This is a genomic window from Telmatospirillum siberiense (assembly GCF_002845745.1).
In the GTDB taxonomy this organism is placed as follows: Bacteria; Pseudomonadota; Alphaproteobacteria; order Rhodospirillales; family Magnetospirillaceae; genus Telmatospirillum; species Telmatospirillum siberiense.
Genome location: NZ_PIUM01000015.1, coordinates 106,740 through 128,034, shown reverse-complemented (window position 1 = coordinate 128,034; position 21,295 = coordinate 106,740). Strand labels below are relative to the sequence as shown.

Below are 21,295 nucleotides of genomic sequence, written 5' to 3'. Positions count from 1 at the left end.
CTCAAGCAATTTCGCGCCATTGCGACACGGTTTGACAAAACCGCACGGAATTTCCTCGCCGCCGTTCACCTGGCCGCCTCTGTCGTCTGGCTTAATTGAGGACACGCCCTAGAGAAAATCGTCTTAAAGATGGGCATCTATACCTTTTGGTTAATTGATGCCTATCCCAAATGGATGTTCAATTACGCTGAAAATGGGATAGGTCCTCATAATAAATTTATAAAATTGGGGTTGCCCAGAAAAAGAATAGAGCCGAAGTGACGTTTGCAGGGATATGGTAAACATGCACGCCACATTTCTCGAAAAGAGAGAAGATACGAGATATCTCGTATCCGAAAAAGCGGTTCTATTCTCAAATAGCGCTCCGAAAAGGCTGGCGATTGTCAGGAATATCAGCCGTGGCGGAGCGCTTCTCTCTCTTGTCGGGGCCCCTCGGGAAATAGATAAAACTGTTTTTGATTTGTCCCTGGGAAATCGAAAACGAAAATGCCTTCTTCTTCTGCAGGAAGAAGGCCGAATTCATTGCAGATTTAATCAAAAAATTGCGGAGCGGGATTTTCCCTATTGCCTTGCAAAGGAAAAAACTCCTCTGTTGTCTCCAATGAAAATACCGGCGGCCTTTTGCCTGCCTGCCGAAAGGCACCATCAAAAGCCGGAGACTCAGGAACCATCGATTTTTCCCATAATCGACAGACATCCCGACAAATATGTCGAGGGATGGGCGATGGGCGTTGCCCAACATGATTTGACTGATGGGACACTCGTCAGCGTCATCGCCGTCCTCACCACCCACCTCCCCGTCTTGGACCGGGAACACTGGTTGGAGGGCTTCAATGACGCCGTGCGCCACAATCGCCGGATCGCCACTCTGCCTGAATGAGTGACGACGCTACCCGGTCTTTCGTCCCCGCCTTCACGAGTTCGAGGGAGACGTCATTGATTCCGGGGGCCGCTTGATCGCACCCTGATAAATCTGCGCGCTCCGCCCACGATATTGGGCGGCCAGATACCGCTCACCACGGAAATCCTCGCGCATTTCGATCCCGACCTCGCCGGCCTCGACGGCCCGCGCGGCTTCCTGCGGTTCCAAATCGAACGCCTTGGCGATAGAACCCAGCAAGGCATTCATTTCGGCATACATTTCCCGTTCGTCCATCGGCACGCCCCTGACCATAAAGGATCTTTATTTTAGAGACATCCCTTCGGCGATCAAGGAATCCGGCCCCGGACCGTCAGACCTTGGCTCGTTTGGGTGCGGTGGTCTTCGCCGCCGGCTTTACCGCTTTCGGAGCCGCCACCTTCGGACTGGTCTTGGCTGCCCCGGTCTTCTTGACCGGCACCGCTTTCGCCGTCGCCCCCTTCGGAGCGGCTGACGGCCTTGCCTTCGCCGGCGAAGGCACGACCCGCAATTCTATTTCGGCGCGCAGCCAATGTTCAAGTTCCCGCCCTTCCGGACGGCCCTCGGCCTCCCATATCTGGAAAGCGCGCAGGCTTATCTTGTCATAATCGGTCACGTTCATATGCCCCCCTCAGGTTGCAATGACATCCGACAGGAACGCTACCGCACGTTCATGGCAGCGCACAATTATTTCTTTAGAGCAGGATACGATTTCATCCGATCCGATGTTTTGATCCAGGCGGCTCTTAAGGCTTGAAAAATCCTATTTTTTTGAAAGTCTCCGAACGACGCCGATAGATCAATAAAGATGCTGCCCGCCGGTAACGAACACCTCCGTCCCCGTGACATAGGCAAAATCGTCCGAACACAGGCGGAACACCACTCCGGCGACGTCCTGCACCGACCCCATGCGATCCAAGGGAATTCTGGGAATCAAGGCTTCATATTCCGGAGAAATCATCTCGGTTTTGATCTCGCCGGGGGCCACGGCATTCACCCGAACCCCCAATTGCGCCAACTCCACGGCCATCTCCCGGGTCAGTCCGGAGAGGGCCGCCTTCGAGGTCGAATAGGCGGAACCGGCGAAGGGGTGGACGTAATGACCGGCGATGGAGGTGATGTTGACGATCGCCCCCTTGCCCCGATGCAGGGCCGATGCGAAGCCTCGGGCCAATTTCAGCGGGGCGAAAAAGTTCAATTCGAAGACCTGCTTCCATCCGTCGATCGGACCGTTCAGCACCCCCAAGCGTTCCTGGAACGCCGTTTTCGGGCTCACACCGGCGTTATTGATCAGGGCATGCAGGGGTTCACCGGCCAGAATCTCGTTGGCGCCCCGCACGAAGGCGTCGAGACTGGCCGGATCGGTGAGGTCGGTGACGATATGATGGGTCCATAAGGGATCGCGTCGGCAATGAGACGGGATCTCCTGGCGGGCGCAGGTGATGACGCGCCAGCCTTCGCTCATGAAACGCTGCACCGTGGCGTGACCGATACCCTGGCTGGCACCGGTCAGGATGACCGTTTTGATCTCTGCATTCATGGTCACAGAATATAGGGGGCAAAACCTCGTCTGTCAGCCGGCGTCGGCCAGGGCAATCGAGTGAACGCGCTTGCCCTGGCCGACGCCGTGAGGCTCACACCACTTTAACATCCTGGAGGAACCCCTGCACCGCGGTCTTCAGGGCCTCCTGTTGACCGACCACGGTGGAGACGGAACGCGATACGGCTTCGGCGGCGTCGCCGGTACGATGGCTGAGCCCCGCCACGCTGGCGATATTATCCGTGACATTCCGGGTTCCCGTCGCGGCCTTTTGCACATTGAGCGCAATCTCGCGGGTCGCGGCCCCCTGCTCTTCGACTGCGGCCGAAATGGCCGAAACGCTTTCGCTGATGGTGCCGATCGTCTGAGCGATGGCGCGAATTGCCGAGACGGCGGTCACCGTGGTGTTCTGAATCTCGCCGACGTGACGGCTGATATCCTCGGTCGCCTTGGCGGTCTGCTGCGCCAATCCCTTGACTTCGCCGGCCACCACGGCGAAGCCCTTGCCGGCCTCGCCGGCCCGCGCCGCCTCGATGGTCGCGTTCAGGGCGAGCATATTGGTTTGCGCGGCGATGGCATTGATGGCCTGGACCACGTCGCCGATCTGCTCGGCGGCCGCGCTCAGCGCATCGACCGTCTGGCGGGTCTTTTCGGCCTGATCCACCGCCTCGTGGGCACCGTCGGCGCTGGCCTGAACCCGCTTGGCGATTTCACCGATCGACGCAGACAACTCCTCGGTCGCGGCGGCGACGATCTCGACGCTTTGCGTCGCCTCGCGCGCGGTTTCCGCCACCGTATCGGCGCGCTGCGCGGATTCCGCCGCCAGGTCGCGTACGTCGCTCGCCGTCGTGTGGAGGGATTGCGCGGAGTCCTCGATGGTGCCGAGAGCGGTTCCCGAAACCGTCTCGAACTTTCCGCACAGGCTCTGCAAAGCCTTGCCTCGCGAGGCGTCGGCCTCCCGGCGCTCGGCGGCGGCACGCTCCAGACGTTCGGCCTCCTGGGCGCTCTTGCGCAGGCTTTCGAGAGCCGTCGCCATCGAGCCCAGTTCATCGGGATAGGCGGTGGCCGCCACTGGATGGTCGAAACGACGGGCCGCCAGATGGTCGATGGAAATCATCAATTGCCTCACCGGCCCGGTGAATCGCCGGCTGAGGGCATAGATGCCATAGGCGATGCCAACCACGGCCAAAATGCCGGCCAGGGCGGCTCCGATGGCGAGTTTAAGCGCCTCGCCGCGCATGGCCCCGGCAATTTGATTGGCCTGATCGAGCGCGCCATAGGCCAATGCCACGATCGAATCGAACGGTCCATTGCACAACGCCGTCCAATCCTTGGCCGACAGCGCGGGCTTCGTCTCGTCCCCCAGTCCGCCGACCACCTGATCGATGCGCGCCTGCGCCTTATCGGTCGCCTGTCGGGCGGTCTTCACCTTCTCGACGAGCGAGGGCAGCATGCCCGGACGGGCGATCAGTTCATCGATCTCGCCCCAGGCCCCCATATAGCCGCCCCTCCCGGCTTCCCATTTAGCCAGGGTCTTGGCATCGATCTTCTGATTTTTCGGCACTTCCGAACGCAACATCGCGCATTGCGCACCATAAACGTCGCGTACCCGCCAAGCGGCACGACGCAACTGCACCATTTCGGAAATGGCGGGATCGATCATCCGGACCCTGTTGCTGACCACCCCGGAAGCGGTGGAAAGACTATCGACGACTTTGTAGGCCGCGACCTTCCACGGATCGGTTTTATGCAGATCGCGCTGGTCGCGCGGCTTGGCCATCTCGCCGTCGAAGGCGCCGTCGGCCGCGACCAACTCGGCCCAAGCCGCCTCGATCATGGAAACCTGTCTGATACGATCCGGCACATCGGCCTGTTCCAAAGCCCGCCTCGCCTCGTCATATTTCGCCTTGGTGGCCTGGCGCAGTTTCTGCACCGTCGCACGCGGGTCGTCCTCGCTTTGCAAGGCCGTTTGCGCCGGCGCGACCAGACCACGCACCGCCACCGTGCCGTCGAACATGATCCGATCGACCCTGGCCAGGGAATCGGCATCCTCCGCCATGCGCCAGTTGCCGATGGCGTAAAAGGCCAGATAACCCGTCGACGCCAACAACACGATGCCGATCAACCCCTGCAGGGCGCTGATCAGACCAGTCACGGATGAACGGAACACGAACGGCCTCCCCGGCTGCCAGAACGAAAGACGGGAATTGGCGAACAAAACCCTTAAAGTTGTCAAGGGAATTCGCCGGGCAAAAACCCACCCCAACCATAGACAGCCAGAATCAAACAGAAACAGAAACTACGGATTGTTGATTCTTCTTGAAAATTTACTTGATCTAGACTGTTCCCTTTCATTGAAACAGCCCAATCTCAGCGCCGGAGCGCTCCGCCATCGTTCGCCGCGGATTCCGTTCAGGACAAGTCGATGGCAAGACGCTTAAGGTCGGCCAGATTGCAATAGGCCAGCGCCCCCTCGTGAGTGGCGCGCAGCACCACCCGCGGCGCCTGATTGACCAAAAACGCCTCCTGCCATCGCGGCGCGCACAGACACCAGCGGTCGCCGAGCTTCAAACCGGCGAACCCAACCGCCGGCACCGGGGTCGACAGGTCGTTGCCCCGCGCCTTCGAAAAGGCGAGAAACTCCTTCGTCATCACGACACAGACGGTATGGCTGCCAACATCTTGCGGTGACGTATCGCAGCAGCCATTTCGAAAAAAACCGGTCATCGGATCAGTGGAACAGGATTCGAGATGCCCCCCCAGAACATTCCGCGCCGGTCGATCGCCGCCGCTGCCGCCGCCTCCATCTCTTGGCATCGCGTCACCCTCCCAATCGTTTATCCAACCGTCCGGCCGCGGACATCACGGCAGGCCTCCCGAAAGGAACATGGCGCGTCCTTGCCATCGTTCAATGTTCGCAAGGCGTCTTCCATCCGGCCGGCATGGTTGCGCAGTGCCCGTTTCAATCTCATCTGTTTCCGCGAGTCCCCTCCCGGCGAACGACAGGTGAAAGGAGGGCCTTCGGAACGCCTCGGGGCAAACAACAAGATCAATGCCGAGCGTCGCCGGCAAGCAATTCACAAGCGGATCGGAAGCCGCGTTTCAGTGTAATTTAAAGACGGATTAAAATATCTGTAATTGCCGTCCACGACGACTGGGCATAGGCTAATACACAGAATCCGGTCATCGCTTTTGCTGTCATAAAACTTTTCAACAGTGTCCGGACCGCCCTCAAGCTTGCGGAATTCGACAGGAAGGTCTAAAGGCATGACTCTTGGGGGCGAGGGTGAACATCGCCGGGCGGAGGCTGGACTTGCGAGCCCTTCCGCCAAACAAACTCAACTCACTGCCGAATTGAAAGAATCACCCTCGTTGAAGAGTGAAAAAGAGCAACTTGGACGATTAAAGATATGACGGAGCAGATGACCAAACCGGAAGGCTGTGAAAAATCTTCCTTTGGCGCCTTGTTGGTCGGAGCGTTGGGGATCGTTTACGGTGATATCGGGACAAGCCCCCTTTACACCCTGCACGAATGCTTCGCCGGAGAACACCCGCTGGTCGTCGACAAGGCGAACATCCTGGGCATTCTCTCGCTGATTTTCTGGTCCATCACGATCATCGTTTCGGTCAAGTATGTGATCGTCACCATGCGCGCCAACAATCGGGGCGAAGGCGGAAGCCTGGCGCTGCTCGCCATGCTCAATCAGGCGGGGGAGGGACGCCCCTGGCTACCGCCGCTGGTCGCCACCCTGGGCATCGCCGCGGCGGCCCTGTTCTACGGAGATTCGACCATCACGCCGGCGGTCTCGGTCTTGTCGGCCATCGAAGGCCTGCAGGTCGCGGCCCCCGCCCTGGAAGATTACGTGCTGCCCATCACACTGGCGATTCTGGTGGGCCTTTTCGCCATTCAGCGTAAAGGCACGGCACTGGTCGGCTCGATGTTCGGGCCGGTGATGATCGTCTGGTTCGTCATCCTGGCCATCCTGGGACTGCGCAACATTGCCAAGGCGCCGCTGGTGCTGGCCGCGCTCAGTCCGCATTACGCCTTCCTTTTCATGGCCGACCACGGACTGGTCGGCTTCCTTTCGCTGGGTGCCGTGGTGCTGTCCGTCACCGGCGGCGAGGCGCTCTACGCCGACATGGGTCATTTTGGCCGTCCACCGATCGCACTGGCCTGGTATCTTCTGGTGCTGCCCGCCCTCATCCTCAACTATTTCGGCCAGGGCGCCCTGCTGCTCAGCGATCCGAAGTCGCTGGAGAATCCCTTCTTCCTGATGGCGCCGACATGGGCCTTGGTCCCGTTGGTGATCCTGGCCGGCATCGCCACGGTGATCGCCTCGCAAGCCGTGATATCCGGGGCCTTTTCGGTCACCGCGCAGGCCATGCAATTGGGCTATCTTCCCCGCATGCGCATCCTGCACACCTCGGCCAAGGAAAAAGGCCAGATCTACATTCCCTTTCTCAACAGCCTGGTGGCGCTTTTCGTCATCGCCCTGGTCCTGGGTTTCCGCACATCGAGCAACCTGGCCGCCGCCTACGGAATCGCCGTGACCGGCACCATGGGCATCACCACCATCATGGTTACCATGGTGGCGGCCTTCATCTGGGGCTGGAAAAACAAGCTCGCCTACGCGCTTCTCGGGCTCTTTCTGATCGTCGACATTTCCTTCTTCGCGGCCAACGCCGCCAAGATCATCCATGGCGGGTGGTTCCCGCTGGCCCTGGGCGCCATCATCTTTCTGCTTCTCATGACGTGGAAACGCGGTCGTTCCCTGGTTTTCGCCCGGAGAGAGGACGGCGCCATGCCGATCGGCGACTTCGTCGCCTCGGTGATCGGCAGCAAGAACATAACGCGGCCCAAAGGCACCGCCATCTTCCTGACCAGCACGCTCAGGGACCATATCCCGCCGGCCCTGATGCACAATCTGAAGCACAATCAGGTGCTGCATGAAGTCACGGTGCTGCTGACCATCGTCGTCGAGGACATCCCCCATGTGGACCAAAGCCGGCGAATCACCAGCGAGCATGTGACGGACGGCATCTACCGGATGATCATCCGCTACGGCTTCATGGACGAGACCAACATCCCGCGCGCCCTCGCCAACGCCTCCGAACAACAGCTCGGTTTCTTCTACGAACCGATGAAGATCTCTTATTTCCTCAGTCGGGAGACCATCATCGCCAGCGATCGGCCCGGCATGGACCCCCTGCGCGAAGCCCTTTTCGCCTGGATGTCACGCAGCGCCTCCTCGGCCATGGAGTTCTTCGCCTTGCCGGTCAACCGGGTCGTCGAATTGGGCGATCAAATCGAAATCTGACGCCCCGCCCCAATTCTGTTCGGATTTCCGAACGCCATTATGGCGCCCCCATCCGGAAATCCGAACAGGCTCCTTTTTCGGAAAAAAAATAAGTTTCATTTCAATAAGTTATCAAGACACAAACGCCTGCAAGGCTGGCATGCGGGTTGCTCATCCCTATCGACCGAGTCCCTATCCGCGAAGGGGGCTATGCCGCACCAAGCGGCCATTGGGGAGCGAACGAGCCATGAAAACAGAATACCGCACCGAACATGATCTGTTGGGCGACCGGCAGATTCCCGCCGAGGTCTATTACGGCGTGCACACCTTGCGCGCCCTGGAAAATTTCCCCGTCACCGGCACCAACATCTCGATCTATCCGGACCTGATCCGCGCCCTGGCCCAGATCAAGCAGGCGGCAGCCCGGGCCAACCAGGAACTGGGCCTGCTGGACGACAAACGCGCCGACGCCATCGTCGCCGCCTGCAAGGAAATCCAGGCGGGCAAGCTGCATGATCAGTTCGTCGTCGATGTGATCCAGGGCGGAGCCGGCACCTCGACCAACATGAACGCCAACGAGGTGGTGGCCAACCGGGCGCTGGAAATTCTCGGCCACCGGCGCGGCGACTATCACGAACTGCATCCCAACGAGCACGTCAACATGGGCCAGTCGACCAACGACGTCTATCCGACGGCGCTCAAGCTCGCCACCTATGTCGGGATTTTCCGCCTGGTCGAGGCGATGGCCTATCTGCGCCGCGCCTTCGAGCGCAAGGCCGAGGAATTCCGCGACGTGCTGAAAATGGGCCGCACCCAGCTCCAGGACGCCGTTCCGATGACCCTGGGCCAGGAATTCTCGACCTATGCCGTGATGCTGGGCGAGGACGAGGAGCGGCTGAAGGAGGCCGCCCTCCTGATCCGCGAAATCAATCTGGGCGCCACGGCCATCGGCACCGGCATCAACGCGCATCCCGACTACACCGCGCTGGTTTGCCGCCTGCTGGCCGAGGTCAGCGGCGTTCCGGTCATCACCTCGCCCAATCTGGTGGAGGCCACCCAGGACTGCGGCAGTTTCGTCCAACTGTCCGGGGTCCTCAAACGGGTCGCCGTCAAGCTGTCGAAGACCTGTAACGACCTGCGGCTGCTGTCCAGCGGCCCCCGGGCCGGACTGGGCGAGATCAATCTGCCGCCGCGCCAGGCGGGGTCGTCGATCATGCCGGGCAAGGTCAACCCGGTGATACCGGAAGTGGTCAACCAGATCGCCTTCGAAGTTATCGGCAACGACATGACGGTCACCTTCGCCGCCGAGGCGGGCCAACTCCAGCTCAACGCCTTCGAGCCGATCATCGCGCACAGCCTGTTCAAAAGCGTCACCCATCTGCGGCAAGGCTGCACGATTCTGGCCGACCATTGCGTGGAAGGCATCACCGCCAACCGCGAACGCCTGCGCGCGATCGTCGAGAACTCCATCGGCGTGGTGACCGCGCTCAATCCCTATATCGGCTACGCCCATGCCACCGAAGTCGCACAGGCGGCGCTGAGCAGCGGACGCAGCGTTTATGAGCTGGTCCTCGAGATGAAGCTGATGACGAAGAAGGAACTGGACGGCGTCCTGCAACCGGAAGTGCTGACCCGGCCCCATCCCCTGCCCAAGCAACACGCCGGAGCGTGAGCCGCACGGCAAAAATCAAAATCAAAAATGCGAACGTGAAGGAAAAGAAAATGTCTAATGGCACGCCTTTTTACCGCAGCCTGATCTTCCAGATGCTGGTCGCCGTGGTGATCGGATCGTTGGTCGGATACAAGTATCCGGATATCGGAGTGGCGCTCAATCCCCTGGCCGGCGGATTCATCAAGCTGATCAAGATGATCGTCGTTCTGCTGATCTTCGCCACCGTAAGCGTCGGCGTCGCCAAGCTGGGCGACATCAAGAAGGTCGGCCGCATCGGCATCAAGTCGCTGGTCTATTTCGAGATCGTCAGCACCATCGCCCTGGCCTTCGGCCTGCTGGTGGTCAATCTCTTCAAACCCGGCGTCGGCATGAACATCAATCCGGCGGAACTGGATGCCAAACTGGTCGCCGGCTACGCGACCAACGCCCAGTCCCTGAGCGTGGTCGACTTCATCCTCAACATCATTCCGGCAAGCGCGGTCAACGCCTTCGCGCAGGGCAACATCCTGCAGGTTCTGCTGTTCGCTCTGTTCGTCGGCTTCGCCCTGCTGCACATCGGCAAGCGGGCCCAGCCGCTGGTCGACACCATCGAACGCTGGTCGGAAGTGATCTTCGCCATCGTCGGCGCCATCATGAAACTGGCCCCGTTGGCCGTCTTCGGCGCGGTCGGCTACACCATCGGAAAGTTCGGCATCGCCTCGCTGATCGCGCTGGGCAAGCTGGTCGCCCTGTTCTATCTGACCAACATCTTCTTCATGGTCGTCATCCTGGGCGCCATCGCCTATCTGTCGGGCTTCAATCTCTGGAAGTTCATCAAATATCTGAGCGAGGAACTGGTGCTGGTTTTCTGCACGGCCTCGTCCGAAGCGGCGTTGCCCCGTCTGATCCGCAAGCTGGAAAACGCCGGCTGTTCGGTTCCCGTGGTCGGCTTCGTGGTGCCCACCGGTTATTCCTTCAATCTGGACGGCTCCTACATCTATCTGACGATGAGCGCGATCTTCATCGCCCAGGCCACCAACATCGATCTCAGCATGGCCCAGCAGCTCGGCCTGCTCGGCATCTTCCTGCTCACCTCGAAGGGCGTGGCGGGCGTCACCGCCGGCGGCTTCGTGGTGCTGGCCGGCACCCTGTCGATCTTCCCGGACATTCCGCTGGTCGGCCTGGGTCTTTTGCTGGGCATCGAGCGTTTCATGGATTCCATGCGCACGGCGACCAACCTGCTGGGCAATGGCGTCGCCACCATGGTCATCGCGAAATGGGAACGCCAGCGCGACGACCGGCGGATGCTCCAGGTTCTGAACGGCGAGGCCACCGAGCCTCTGCCCGAAGCGGAACTGGTCGAAGGCTGAAGACCTTCCATCCTTCAGGCGTCTCGAACCTCCCGCCCCGTCAGGGGTGGGAGGCAGGACGAGCAGGGCAATTGGACGACCGCGCGACCATTGATTTGTCCACTCGATGCCTCATCGGCGTTGGCGCGCTTAAGCGCCCCGAAGCGCCAGCGGAGGAAAGCCCAAGCCGGCGGATGCCGCGCCCGGCGTTTGAGGGCCCTGATCAATAGCCAGGGCAGCGGAAAAGCCTGTATCCCCCGCCCCGGGCTGTCATATGCTCCCCCTCGCCCCGCGCGCGCCCTTGAAGGATCTTCCAAGACACAATGCCCCTCACCCGCCGTGTCCGCACTCTGGCCCCCCTTTTCCTCGGCCTTGTCGTTCTCGCCGTCATGGCGGGCATGGCCACCTACCGCCTCAGCCTGTCGATCGGATTGGCCGAGTTGCAGGCGACCGGGCAGCACCGTCTGGATCTCTACACCGCCAGCCTGGAACGCGAGATCGACAAATACGCCTATTTCCCGGCCACATTGGGGTTGGAACGCGACGTTCTCGAGCTTCTGACGTCGCCCTCGACACCGCATTTGGTCGAACGGGTCAACGGCTATCTCGAACAGTTGAATCAGCGGGCCGGCACCTTGTCGATCTATGTGCTCGATCGCCACGGAACGGTCCTGGCCACCAGCAACTGGCGCCAGCCGGACAGCTTCATGGGCGAGGATCTCTCCTACCGCCAATATTTCAAGGATGCCGTGGAAAGCGGATCGGGCCGCTTCTTCGGAATCGGCACCACGAAGGGTGAACCCGGCTACTACCTGTCTTCGGCTCTCGTCAGGAACGGGGTTCTGCAAGGCGTGGCGGTGGTCAAGGTCAGCCTGGAGCAATTGGAGAAGACCTGGGACCTGGTCGAGGCCCCGGCGCTGGTGGCCGACGAGAACGGCGTCGTCATCCTGGCCTCGGTCCCCGCCTGGAAGTTCACCACCCTGCGCCCACTGGACGAGGAAACGCGGCGGCACTTCGACAGCACCTTGCAATATAACCGGCGCGCCCTGCTGCCGCTCGGCATAGAGCGGATCAGTTATTTGAGCGATACGGCCAGCCTGGTCCAGCTTTCCCGGTCGCAGACCGACGCGGCCTCGCTCTTTCCCGTTTCCGGGCAGTTTCTCGCCGAAACCCATCCCCTGCCCGGCACCGCCTGGAATCTGACCGTGTTTTCCCATCGCGAGCAGATCGACGACATGGCCCGCAGCCACGCGGCCCTGGCCACCGTCGGCACAGCCTTCCTGTTCATCCTGCTGGTGATGATGAACCAGTGGCGTCTGCATCAACGCGACCGGGTGGCGGCCCGCGAAGCGCTGCAGCAAGCCTACGACGAACTGGAACGCAAGGTGCAGGAACGCACCGCCGATCTGTCCGCCACCAATACCCGTCTCCAGGAGGAGGTGGCCGAACGGATCCGCGCAGAACGGACCCTGCGCTCCGCCCAGGACGAACTGGTGCAGGCCGGCAAGCTGGCCGTCATCGGTCAGTTGCTGGCCGGGATCGCCCACGAGTTGAACCAACCGCTGACGGCCATGCGGACGCTTTCGGGCAATACGGTGAAATTCCTCCAGCGCGGCGACATCAAGACCGCCTGCTCCAATCTGGACCGCATCGATCAGCTGGTCGACAGCATGGGGACCCTGACCGGACAGCTCAAATCATTCGTCCGCAAGTCTTCCGGCCATCCGCGCCCCGTCATCGTGCAGAAGGCCGTCGACAACGCCCTGTCCCTGCTGGACCAACGCCTGCGCCGGATGAACGCCCGGCGGATCATCGACATGCCGGAGGCCCCCTTGTGGGCGCTGTGCGACCCCAACAGGCTGGAACAGGTGCTGGTCAATCTGATCACCAACGCGCTGGACGCCATGGAAGGGCTGTCGTCCCCCCTTATCGAGATCGGCGCCGCGAGACAGGGCGAGCGAATCCGCCTGCTGGTCCGCGATCATGGCCACGGCCTCACCGACCATGTGCGGGGGCGGCTGTTCGAAGCGTTTTTCACCACCAAGGACGACGGGGGCGGTCTCGGCCTGGGGCTTGCCATTTCAGCCGGCATCGTTCGTGATTTCGGCGGCACGCTGAGCGGAGACAACCATCCCGGCGGAGGGGCGGTGTTCACCATGGAAATTCCCATCGTTCCGGAAGGGGAAGACGAATGCAGCAAGACCTGAAGGTCCTCATCGTCGAAGACGACCCCAATGTCCTTCTGGGCTGCGAACAGGCCTTGCAACTCGAAGGTATTCCGACAGAAGGCGTTTCGACCGCCGAAAAGGCCCGCAAGCTGGTTTCGGTCAATTTCCCCGGCGTCGTGGTCAGCGACATCCGGCTGCCGGGGATCGACGGCATGACCCTGCTCGGCGAACTTCAGGCGATGGACGCCGATTTGCCGGTGGTGCTGATCACCGGGCACGGCGACATTTCGCTGGCCGTCCAGGCGATGAAGAACGGCGCCCAGGATTTCATCGAGAAGCCGTTTTCGCCGGACTATCTGGTCGAAGTGGTGCGCCGCGCCCTGGAAAAACGCAAACTGGTCCTCGAGGTCCGCGACCTTCGCGAAAAGCTCAACAACCGGCCCGGTATCGAGGCGCGGATTCTGGGTGTTTCCGCGACCATCGAAAAGGTCCGCCGGCTGATCGTCGACCTGGCCAGTTCGGCCGCCGACGTGCTCATCCTGGGCGAAACGGGGGTCGGCAAGGAACTGGCGGCCCGTTGCCTGCATGACGCCAGCGCCCGGCGCGATGGCAATTTCGTGGCGATCAATTGCGGCGGTCTGCCGGAAGCCCTGTTTGAAAGCGAAATCTTCGGACATGAAGCCGGGGCTTTCACCGGCGCCGGCAAACGCCGGATCGGCAAGGTCGAGCATGCCTCGGGCGGAACGCTGTTCCTCGACGAGATCGAGAGCATGCCGATGTCCATGCAGATCAAGATGCTGCGCGTCCTGCAGGAACGCACGGTCGAGCGTTTGGGGTCCAACACGCCCGTTCCCGTCGACTGCCGGGTGATCGCCGCGACCAAGGTCGATCTGCGCGATCTGGTGGACCAGGGCCAATTCCGCGCGGACCTCTATTACCGCCTCGCCGTCGCCACCCTTCCCCTGCCGCCGCTGCGCGACCGCCGCGAGGACACGCCCCTGCTGTTCGAGCATTTTTCCATGCTGGCCGCCGCCCGCCACCAGCGGGAGGTCCCCCCGCCCGATCCCGAACGCATGCGCCGGCTGATGTCCTATGACTGGCCCGGAAATGTCCGCGAATTGCGCAACGTGGCCGACCGCTGCGTCCTGGGCATCGAGGGCGATTTCCCCGCGCGGGCCCAACCCAACGGCGCCGGGCCAAGCCCGCTGGCCGAAGAGGTCGAACGCTTCGAACGCTCGCTGATCGCCGAAGCCCTGCGCCGCAACGGCGGAAGCCTGACGCGCACGGCCGAGGAACTGCAACTGGCCAAGACCACGTTGCACGATAAGATCCGCAAATACGGATTGGAGAGATAGGGGGCCTTCGCCTGCGGCCTCACCGGAACACTGGTTCTAAGGTCTTCGGCGAAAGCGGACCGCGCCCGCGCGTTTCGCCCGAGGACATAACCAATAGGTTAACTGTCCCTCACCCCATTGACTATTGCGCGCGATCGGCATCATCTCGATAACAACACAACCGGGAACAACGCCCATCCGATCTGCCGGAGCTCGGCGATGAAGAAAAATGGCGGACGACACTCTGTCTTTCTGACTCTGTTTCTGCCTTTGGCGGGTTTGGTGGTTGCGGTTGCCGCGGTTGGGGGCTACCAGCGCATTCAAACCGAACTGGACCGCATGGTGGCGGCGGAGGTCAGCCGGGTCGAACTGGGGGCATCCGAGTTGATCGCCGAGATGCGGGTGCCGTCGCGCCACCTGATGTCTCTGCGACGGGAGGCGCCCATTCGCGAAGGCATCGACAATCCGACGCCCACAGCCCTGAGAGGCATGGGGGACGCCTTTGTTTCCCTGCTTCAGCGCAATTCCGGCTATGACCAGGTGTGTTGGGTCGACGAAATGGGCCGGGAACGGGTCAGGGTCGACAGGACGGCGGATGACGCCGCCCCCCTGATCGTCGACGATAAAATGCTCCAGGACAAATCCGGCATGCCCTATTTCACGGAGGCCATCCGCGAAGAACCCGGAAAGATCACCGTCTCGGCATTCGATCTCAATGTTGAAAACGACAAGATCGAAACCCCTTTCAAGCCGACATTGCGCCTGTCCACGCCGGTCGCCGACTCCTCCGGCAGACACCGGGGCATCCTGGTCGTCAACGTCCTGGGCAGAACGATCATCGAGCACTTGATACAAGTCGACCGTGGACGCCGCGACATCATGCTGCTCAACCGGACGGGGTACTGGCTCCTCAGCCCGAATGCGGACGATCAATGGGGCTTCATGTTCGGACGCGATAACGGCTTGGGAAAACGCGATCCGGAGGCATGGGCGAAAATCAGCCACGCCGATTCAGGCCATTTTTTCAATCGGGACGGATTATGGGTATGGAAGGCGGTGACCCCGCAGAGCGTTTTCCCCACTCCGGAACCGCGCGAAGAACCATATTGGCTGGTTCTCTCCCACCTGCCGGAAAACAGCGTTCAAAACGTATATGGCGCGGTGTGGAAGCCGACGGTCGCGCTCGGCGCGCTCGCCATCCTGATCATCGCGGGGCTGAGTTGGCAAATCGCGATCCGGTCGAGAGCGCGAAGCGAGGCGCTTCTGGCCAGCGCCAAGGCGGAGGCGGCGAGTGCCGAAAAGCAGCGGCGGATCGCCGAACTGGAAGCGGCAAACGAGACGCGCGCCATATTGACCGCGATCGTCGAGGGATCGCGCGACGCCATCATCAGCAAGACCCTCGACGGGATCATCAGCAGTTGGAATCCGGGGGCGGAGGCATTGTTCGGCTATCGCGCCGAGGAAGCGATAGGCCAGCCGGTGACGATGCTGTTTCCGCCCGGCCGGGAGCAGGACGAGAATCTGCTTCTCGAAAGACTTCGTCAGGGCAAGGGCATTGCCCCTTTCGACACCCTGCGGCGCCGGAAGGACGGCACGCTCGTCGATGTCTCCGTCTCCATCTCGCCAATCCGGGACAGCACCGGGCGCGTGTCCGGCGCCTCGAAAATCGCCAGGGACATCACCAGGCGCAAACGCTCGGCGATCGAACTCGAACGATACCGCAATCACTTGGAGGAACTCGTCGAGGAACGAACCCGCCAGATCGAGGAGGCAAACGAACGGCTCCGGGAACGGGACAAATTCATCACGACGGTGACCGACAACCTGCCCGGCATCGTCGGCTATTGGGATCGTGATCTGCGTTGTCGCTTCGCCAACCGGGGCTATCTCGAATGGTTTGGCCTCGATAACGAGAAAATGATCGGCATCACGCTGGAAAGCGCGCTCGGCGACGAATTCACCCGGAGCAATCGTCCGATCATCGACGCGGCATTGAGCGGACAGCCGCAACAATTTGAAAGAACGATTCGGAAGCCTTCCGGGGAACTCGGCCATGTGCTGGCCCATTACATCCCGGACTTCGATTCCCAGCGCGTGATCGGCTTTTTTGCGGTGGTGAGCGACGTGACCCCGATCAAAGTCGCGGAAATCCAGTTGCGCGAGATGAACGAAAAACTCGAAGAGGCATTGGCCGAAGCCAAGATGGGCAGTCTGGTGAAAAGTCAGTTCCTGGCCAATATGAGCCATGAAATCCGAACGCCGATGAACGCGGTTCTCGGGTTTCTCGGCTTGGCGCTGGGGCACGAACTTCCCGCCACGGTCCATCGGCAACTGGTGATCGCGCACAACGCCGCCAAGTCGTTGCTGGTTCTGATCAACGACATTCTCGATCTCTCCAGGATGCAAAGCGGCAATCTGGGAATCGAAGAAATTCTGTTCGATTTTCCGGCGCTTCTGCGTGATGCGCTGGCAATGTTCCAAATCAAGGCGCGCGACGCCAATCTTGGCCTGCGGCTTCATTACTCCGCCGATTTGCCGCGCTCTTTCGTCGGCGATCCGATGCGTATTCGTCAAATCATAACCAACCTTGTCGGTAACGCCGTCAAATTTACCCAGGTGGGAACGGTCACCGTTTCGGTTGCCGACGCGGGCGAGCCCGGCCTGATCGAATTGTCGGTGACCGATACCGGCATCGGCATGACCGCCGAACAACTCGACCGCATCTTCAAACCCTTCGTTCAAGCCGATAGTTCGACAACCCGCCGGTTCGGCGGAACCGGTCTTGGCGTTTCCATCTGCAAGGAACTCGCGGAACTCATGGGGGGACGCATCGGAGTGGAAAGCCAGCCGGGAAAGGGGAGCACCTTCCATGTCGTCTTGCGCCTCTTGCCGGCCTCGCTCATCGGTCCCGCCGACGATGATGCCGGCCGTGGCGACGGCGACGGAGACGCCGCCGACAATCCGTTCCAACCGAAACGCCGCTTTCGCGTCCTTCTGGCCGAGGACATCGGAGCGAATGCGACCCTGGCGGAAATCCTCCTGGCGAAACAGGGCCATGACGTGGTCACCGTCCGGAACGGCCGGGAAGCCGTGGACCGGATGGGCGAAGAAAACTTCGATGTGATTCTCATGGACGTCCAAATGCCGGTGATGGATGGCCTGGAGGCGAGCCGCGAAATCCGCCGCATGAAAGATGCCGAAAAACGTTCGGTGCCGATCATCGCCCTGACCGCCAGCGTGCTGGCCGAGCAAAAAAATCAATGCTTCGAAGCCGGAATGACGGCCTTCGTCGCCAAACCGATGGATTTCGAAGAGTTGTTCCGGACCATGGAAAAAGTCGTTCCGGCAAATCGGGGAGCAGCCGTCCGGGATTGGGAACAGCCGGGCCGGGAAACCCGGCCCTCGACCGACGCCAGGGAGATCAATATCGAGGCATCGACCGCCCTGGCGGAACTCTTGACCGCGTTGGAAGCCGACGACCCGATGGTCGTCACGCCGCTTCTGAAGCGGTTCGCACAGGAGCTGCCCCCGGGCACCGCCGGGCAGTTGCACGATCTGGTCAATGAGTTCGAATTCGAGCAGGCAAGGGCGTTGGTCGCCACGATCGCGGCGTCGACGTCACCGCCCCACGAGGGTATGTCCTAGTGCTGAAAATCTGACGGATGGTGCCCCCGCCATCCGTCAGATTTTCAGCACAATTCAATTAGTTGGTGGGCCAACTTATCCAGACCACTAGAGGAGAACGCATGAACAAGCTCTGGAAAGTGCTGGTGGTCGACGACCAGACCCATAATCTTTGGCTGTTGCGCGATATTCTTGACGACACCTACACGCTCTCTTTCAGCAAAAACGGACGCGAGGCGTTGGAGGCCGCGCGCCGCCATCGCCCCGATCTGATCCTGCTCGACGTCATGATGCCGGATATGGACGGCTACGAAGTTTGCCGGCGCCTGAAAGACGACGACGATTTACGCCGCATCCCGGTAATCTTCGTCACCGCCATGGGGGAGGTCGAGGACGAGGCCGCGGGCTTCGCCGTCGGCGGCGCCGACTATATCACCAAGCCGGTTTCGGCCCCCATCGTGCGGGCGCGGGTCCGCACCCACATCGCGCAGGTGGATCAGGGCGTGGTGCTCGACCGTCTGGGGATCGCGGGCGAGTTCAAGGACAATGAAACCGGTGCCCATGTGCGCAGGATGGGACGCTACGCCGAAATCCTGGCCCGGCGCCTGGGGTGGAACGACGCCGCCTGTCAGGCGATCGCCAGGACCGCGCCGATGCACGATATCGGCAAGATCGCCATTCCCGACAACATCCTGTTGAAACCGGGAAAGTTTGATGCCGCGGAATGGACGGTCATGCGGAGCCACGCCGAGCGAGGCGCTGCCATCATCGGCGCCAATGGTTCGTCGCTGATGCGGATGGCCGCCCAAATCGCGCTCAGTCATCACGAGAAGTGGGACGGCGGCGGCTATCCCGAGGGGATCCCCGGCGAGGAAATCCCCGTCGTCGGCCGCATCGTCGCCATTGCCGACGTCTATGATGCGCTGATGTCACGGCGCCCCTACAAGGAGCCATGGCCCCTCGATCGGGTCGTCGGGCATTTGCGAGAACAATCGGGAAAACATTTCGACCCGGAACTGGTCGACCTGTTCCTGGCAAACGTCGATGCGTTCGAGGCCATTCGCGCCGGGTTGCCGGATTAACCCAAGAGGCCGATCGGAGGGCGATCTCCAAGGATGGAAAAACCCGGCTCCAAAAAATTTGGAACCGGGTTTTTTGGCTGGGGGACGTGGATTCGAACCACGGTAAGCAGAGTCAGAGTCTGCTGTCCTACCGCTAGACGATCCCCCATCAGCGGGCGTTGGCGTGTCTAATCTGTTTGTATCAGACTGTCAACCTTGCTCATCGGTATCGGGCCTTATCCGGTGCCGACGAGAGGCGGGTCTTCTAACACGCGGCCATGGCGATTTCCAGTCCCCGTTTCGCCCGCCCGGTATAAAAGCGCCCCTGCCGGTGATCCGCCGAGAAATAAAGATGTGCGAATGCCGTTGCCCACAGGGGAAGAGCGCGAAAAATGCTATGGTGAGAACCACTGGCGGCGCCACGAGACCCTTCCGCAGGCATTGCGTCTCCGCTACGATCGGCTGAAGAATCATGTCCGTCCATTTCGGACGACGAGGGAGTTGGAATCATTGGAACAGGCCGGCGCCGGCGAACGAACGCGCTGCCAAATGTCAGGTCGCCGGGACGAGTCCTCGCATCAGCCTCTTTACGGCGCCCTCGATCTTGGCACCAACAATTGCCGGCTGTTGCTGGCCACCCCGAACGAAGACGGTTTCCGCGTCGTCGAAGCCTTTTCCCGCGTCACCCGTCTAGGCGAGGGATTGGCCAACAGCGGACTTCTCTCGGAAGCGGCCATCGAACGGACCCTGTGCGCCCTGCGCCAATGCGCGCAGCGTGTCGAACGCCGCGAGGTGCGCCGCCTGCGCTCGGTGGCCACGGAAGCCTGCCGCCGCGCCTCCAACGGTGTCGATTTCCTGCGCCGGGTCTTCGAAAACACCGGCCTGGTTCTGGAGACCATCTCGGCGGAGGACGAGGCGAAACTGGCCCTGGCGGGCTGCGCCCCCCTGCTCGACCGCAGCCACCCCTTCGCCCTGGTCTTCGATATCGGCGGCGGCAGCACCGAATTGATCAAGGTGAGGTTGGGAGAGACCCCCGCCGAGGATGGCGTGGAAACCGTGGTCTCCCTGCCGCTCGGCGTGGTCACCCTGGCCGAAGAGGCGGGGGAACGGCTTCACGAGGCCCTCGGATATGCGAGCGTGGTGGATTTACTGGTCGAGCGGCTCCGTCCGTTTGACCAGCGAAGCGGGTTCGGACCGCTGGTCGCGCGGGGTTTGGTGCAGATGCTGGGAACCTCGGGCACGGTAACCACGCTGGCCGGCGTCCATCTCGACCTACCCCGTTATGACCGGGCCCTGGTCGACGGCCTGGTCATGGAGTATTCAGAGGTGGCGGCGATCAGCCGGCGCCTGGTCACGGCCGACGCGCGGGAACGCGCCCAGCATCCGTGCATCGGCGAGGTCCGCGCCGACCTTGTGGTGGCCGGCTGCGCTATTCTGGAAGCTATTTGCCGCCTATGGCCGGCCGACCGACTGACGGTCGCCGATCGCGGCGTAAGGGAGGGCGTATTGTTGTCGATGATGCAAGCCGACCGTTTGGCGGCGAGATCATGAGCCAAGGGAAAAAACCGACCGGAGGCCCGCGCAAGACCGGCAGCCACATGCTCAACGAACGGGTGCTCACGGCGCGCAAACGGACGGTTTCCTCCACCCGCTGGCTGCAGCGGCAACTGAACGATCCTTTCGTCATCGAGGCCAAGCGGCAAGGCTATCGGTCCCGCGCCGCCTTCAAGCTGATACAGCTCGACGATCGCTTCCATTTCCTGAGGCCGGGCAAGCGCGTCGTTGACCTCGGCGCCGCCCCCGGCGGCTGGACCCAAGTGGCGGTACAAAGGGTCAAGGCGCTTGACGCCAAGGGCGGCAAGGTGGTCGGCATCGACATTCTGGAGTGGGCCCCGGTGGCCGGGGCGATCGTGCTCACCCACGATTTCCTCGACGACGCGGCGCCGGGCATCCTGAAGGACGCGCTGGGCGGTCCGGCCGATATCGTCTTGTCCGACATGGCGGCGCCGACCACCGGCCATCCGCCCACGGATCATGCCCGCATCGTCCATATGTGCGAGGTGGCGCTCGATTTCGCCATGGAGGTGCTAGCCCCCGGCGGCACCTTCGTCGCCAAGGTCTTCAAGGGCGGCACCGAACGCACCCTGCTCGACCTGTTGAAGAAAAGCTTCGAACAGGTCCGCCACGCCAAACCGCCGGCCAGCCGCGCCGAATCTGCGGAAACCTATGTCGTCGCCATGGGGTTCCGGCCGAAGTGAGACCGGCGTTCGGGTAAGCCCTCTCCCGCAAAGCGGGCGAGGGCCACCGGATTCACACATCGTAAATTTTGTAGTTTTATCAGCGCATTGTCCGCTTTTGATAAAACAGTGGCAC

At 61.5% G+C, this 21,295-nt stretch carries 15 protein-coding genes, 1 tRNA gene and 1 pseudogene; 11 read left to right on the top strand and 6 right to left on the bottom strand.

Features of this window, described 5'->3' with window-relative positions; all coding sequences use genetic code 11:
• Positions 1-99 (top strand): annotated as a pseudogene (locus CWS72_RS14170) (IS5/IS1182 family transposase); the annotation flags it as partial.
• A gap of 184 nt (positions 100-283) precedes the next feature.
• On the top strand, positions 284-880 hold the full coding sequence (locus CWS72_RS27440; protein WP_146002753.1) for a hypothetical protein: 597 nt from the start codon (positions 284-286) through the stop codon (positions 878-880).
• 33 nt (positions 881-913) lie between these two features.
• On the opposite strand, the gene CWS72_RS14160 is transcribed toward CWS72_RS27440, so the two are convergent.
• From CWS72_RS14160 to CWS72_RS14140, 5 genes are all read right to left on the bottom strand, one after another.
• Positions 914-1,156, bottom strand: coding sequence for a hypothetical protein (locus tag CWS72_RS14160; RefSeq protein ID WP_146002752.1), 243 nt, complete (start codon positions 1,154-1,156; stop codon positions 914-916).
• A 76-nt stretch (positions 1,157-1,232) separates the two neighbouring features.
• Positions 1,233-1,520, bottom strand: a complete 288-nt coding sequence (locus CWS72_RS28410; RefSeq protein ID WP_101251259.1) for a DUF2934 domain-containing protein — start codon at positions 1,518-1,520, stop codon at positions 1,233-1,235.
• A gap of 177 nt (positions 1,521-1,697) precedes the next feature.
• Positions 1,698-2,438 carry an SDR family NAD(P)-dependent oxidoreductase gene (locus CWS72_RS14150; RefSeq protein WP_199175688.1) on the bottom strand — a complete coding sequence of 247 codons (741 nt, stop codon included), beginning with the start codon at positions 2,436-2,438 and terminating at the stop codon, positions 1,698-1,700.
• A 94-nt stretch (positions 2,439-2,532) separates the two neighbouring features.
• Positions 2,533-4,608 (bottom strand): methyl-accepting chemotaxis protein, encoded by a 2,076-nt coding sequence (locus CWS72_RS14145; protein ID WP_146002751.1) that lies wholly within the window; start codon positions 4,606-4,608, stop codon positions 2,533-2,535.
• 242 nt (positions 4,609-4,850) lie between these two features.
• Positions 4,851-5,255, bottom strand: a complete 405-nt coding sequence (locus tag CWS72_RS14140; protein ID WP_101251257.1) for a DUF2237 family protein — start codon at positions 5,253-5,255, stop codon at positions 4,851-4,853.
• A 605-nt stretch (positions 5,256-5,860) separates the two neighbouring features.
• Between CWS72_RS14140 and CWS72_RS14135 the strand changes: the two genes are divergently transcribed.
• The 7 genes from CWS72_RS14135 to CWS72_RS14105 all read left to right on the top strand — a co-directional run bounded on the left by CWS72_RS14135 (position 5,861) and on the right by CWS72_RS14105 (position 18,943).
• Complete coding sequence (locus CWS72_RS14135) at positions 5,861-7,756, top strand: potassium transporter Kup (RefSeq protein ID WP_241911728.1); 1,896 nt, start codon at positions 5,861-5,863, stop codon at positions 7,754-7,756.
• Positions 7,757-7,982: 226 nt separating this feature from the next.
• Complete coding sequence (aspA, locus tag CWS72_RS14130) at positions 7,983-9,407, top strand: aspartate ammonia-lyase (protein ID WP_101251255.1); 1,425 nt, start codon at positions 7,983-7,985, stop codon at positions 9,405-9,407.
• Positions 9,408-9,457: 50 nt separating this feature from the next.
• Complete coding sequence (gene dctA / locus CWS72_RS14125; protein ID WP_101251279.1) at positions 9,458-10,756, top strand: C4-dicarboxylate transporter DctA; 1,299 nt, start codon at positions 9,458-9,460, stop codon at positions 10,754-10,756.
• A 302-nt stretch (positions 10,757-11,058) separates the two neighbouring features.
• A complete protein-coding gene (locus tag CWS72_RS14120) occupies positions 11,059-12,942 on the top strand; it encodes an ATP-binding protein (RefSeq protein ID WP_101251254.1) in 1,884 nt (627 codons plus the stop codon).
• A complete protein-coding gene (locus CWS72_RS14115) occupies positions 12,927-14,258 on the top strand; it encodes a sigma-54-dependent transcriptional regulator (protein WP_101251253.1) in 1,332 nt (443 codons plus the stop codon). Before CWS72_RS14120 ends, CWS72_RS14115 begins: the two co-directional genes overlap by 16 nt.
• Before the next feature lie 198 nt (positions 14,259-14,456).
• The gene (locus tag CWS72_RS14110) at positions 14,457-17,882 is read left to right on the top strand and encodes a PAS domain S-box protein (protein WP_101251252.1); all 3,426 of its coding nucleotides are present in this window, start codon (positions 14,457-14,459) and stop codon (positions 17,880-17,882) included.
• Positions 17,883-17,983: 101 nt separating this feature from the next.
• Entirely contained in the window at positions 17,984-18,943 is a 960-nt protein-coding gene (locus CWS72_RS14105; RefSeq protein WP_101251251.1) for a response regulator, read from the top strand.
• Positions 18,944-19,017: 74 nt separating this feature from the next.
• On the opposite strand, the gene CWS72_RS14100 is transcribed toward CWS72_RS14105, so the two are convergent.
• A tRNA-Gln gene (locus CWS72_RS14100) sits at positions 19,018-19,091 on the bottom strand.
• Positions 19,092-19,282: 191 nt separating this feature from the next.
• Between CWS72_RS14100 and CWS72_RS14095 the strand changes: the two genes are divergently transcribed.
• Positions 19,283-20,473: a Ppx/GppA phosphatase family protein gene (locus tag CWS72_RS14095; RefSeq protein ID WP_241911727.1), complete on the top strand. Its 1,191-nt coding sequence runs from the start codon at positions 19,283-19,285 to the stop codon at positions 20,471-20,473.
• Positions 20,470-21,180: an RlmE family RNA methyltransferase gene (locus tag CWS72_RS14090; protein ID WP_101251250.1), complete on the top strand. Its 711-nt coding sequence runs from the start codon at positions 20,470-20,472 to the stop codon at positions 21,178-21,180. Before CWS72_RS14095 ends, CWS72_RS14090 begins: the two co-directional genes overlap by 4 nt.
• Positions 21,181-21,295 lie beyond the last annotated feature (115 nt).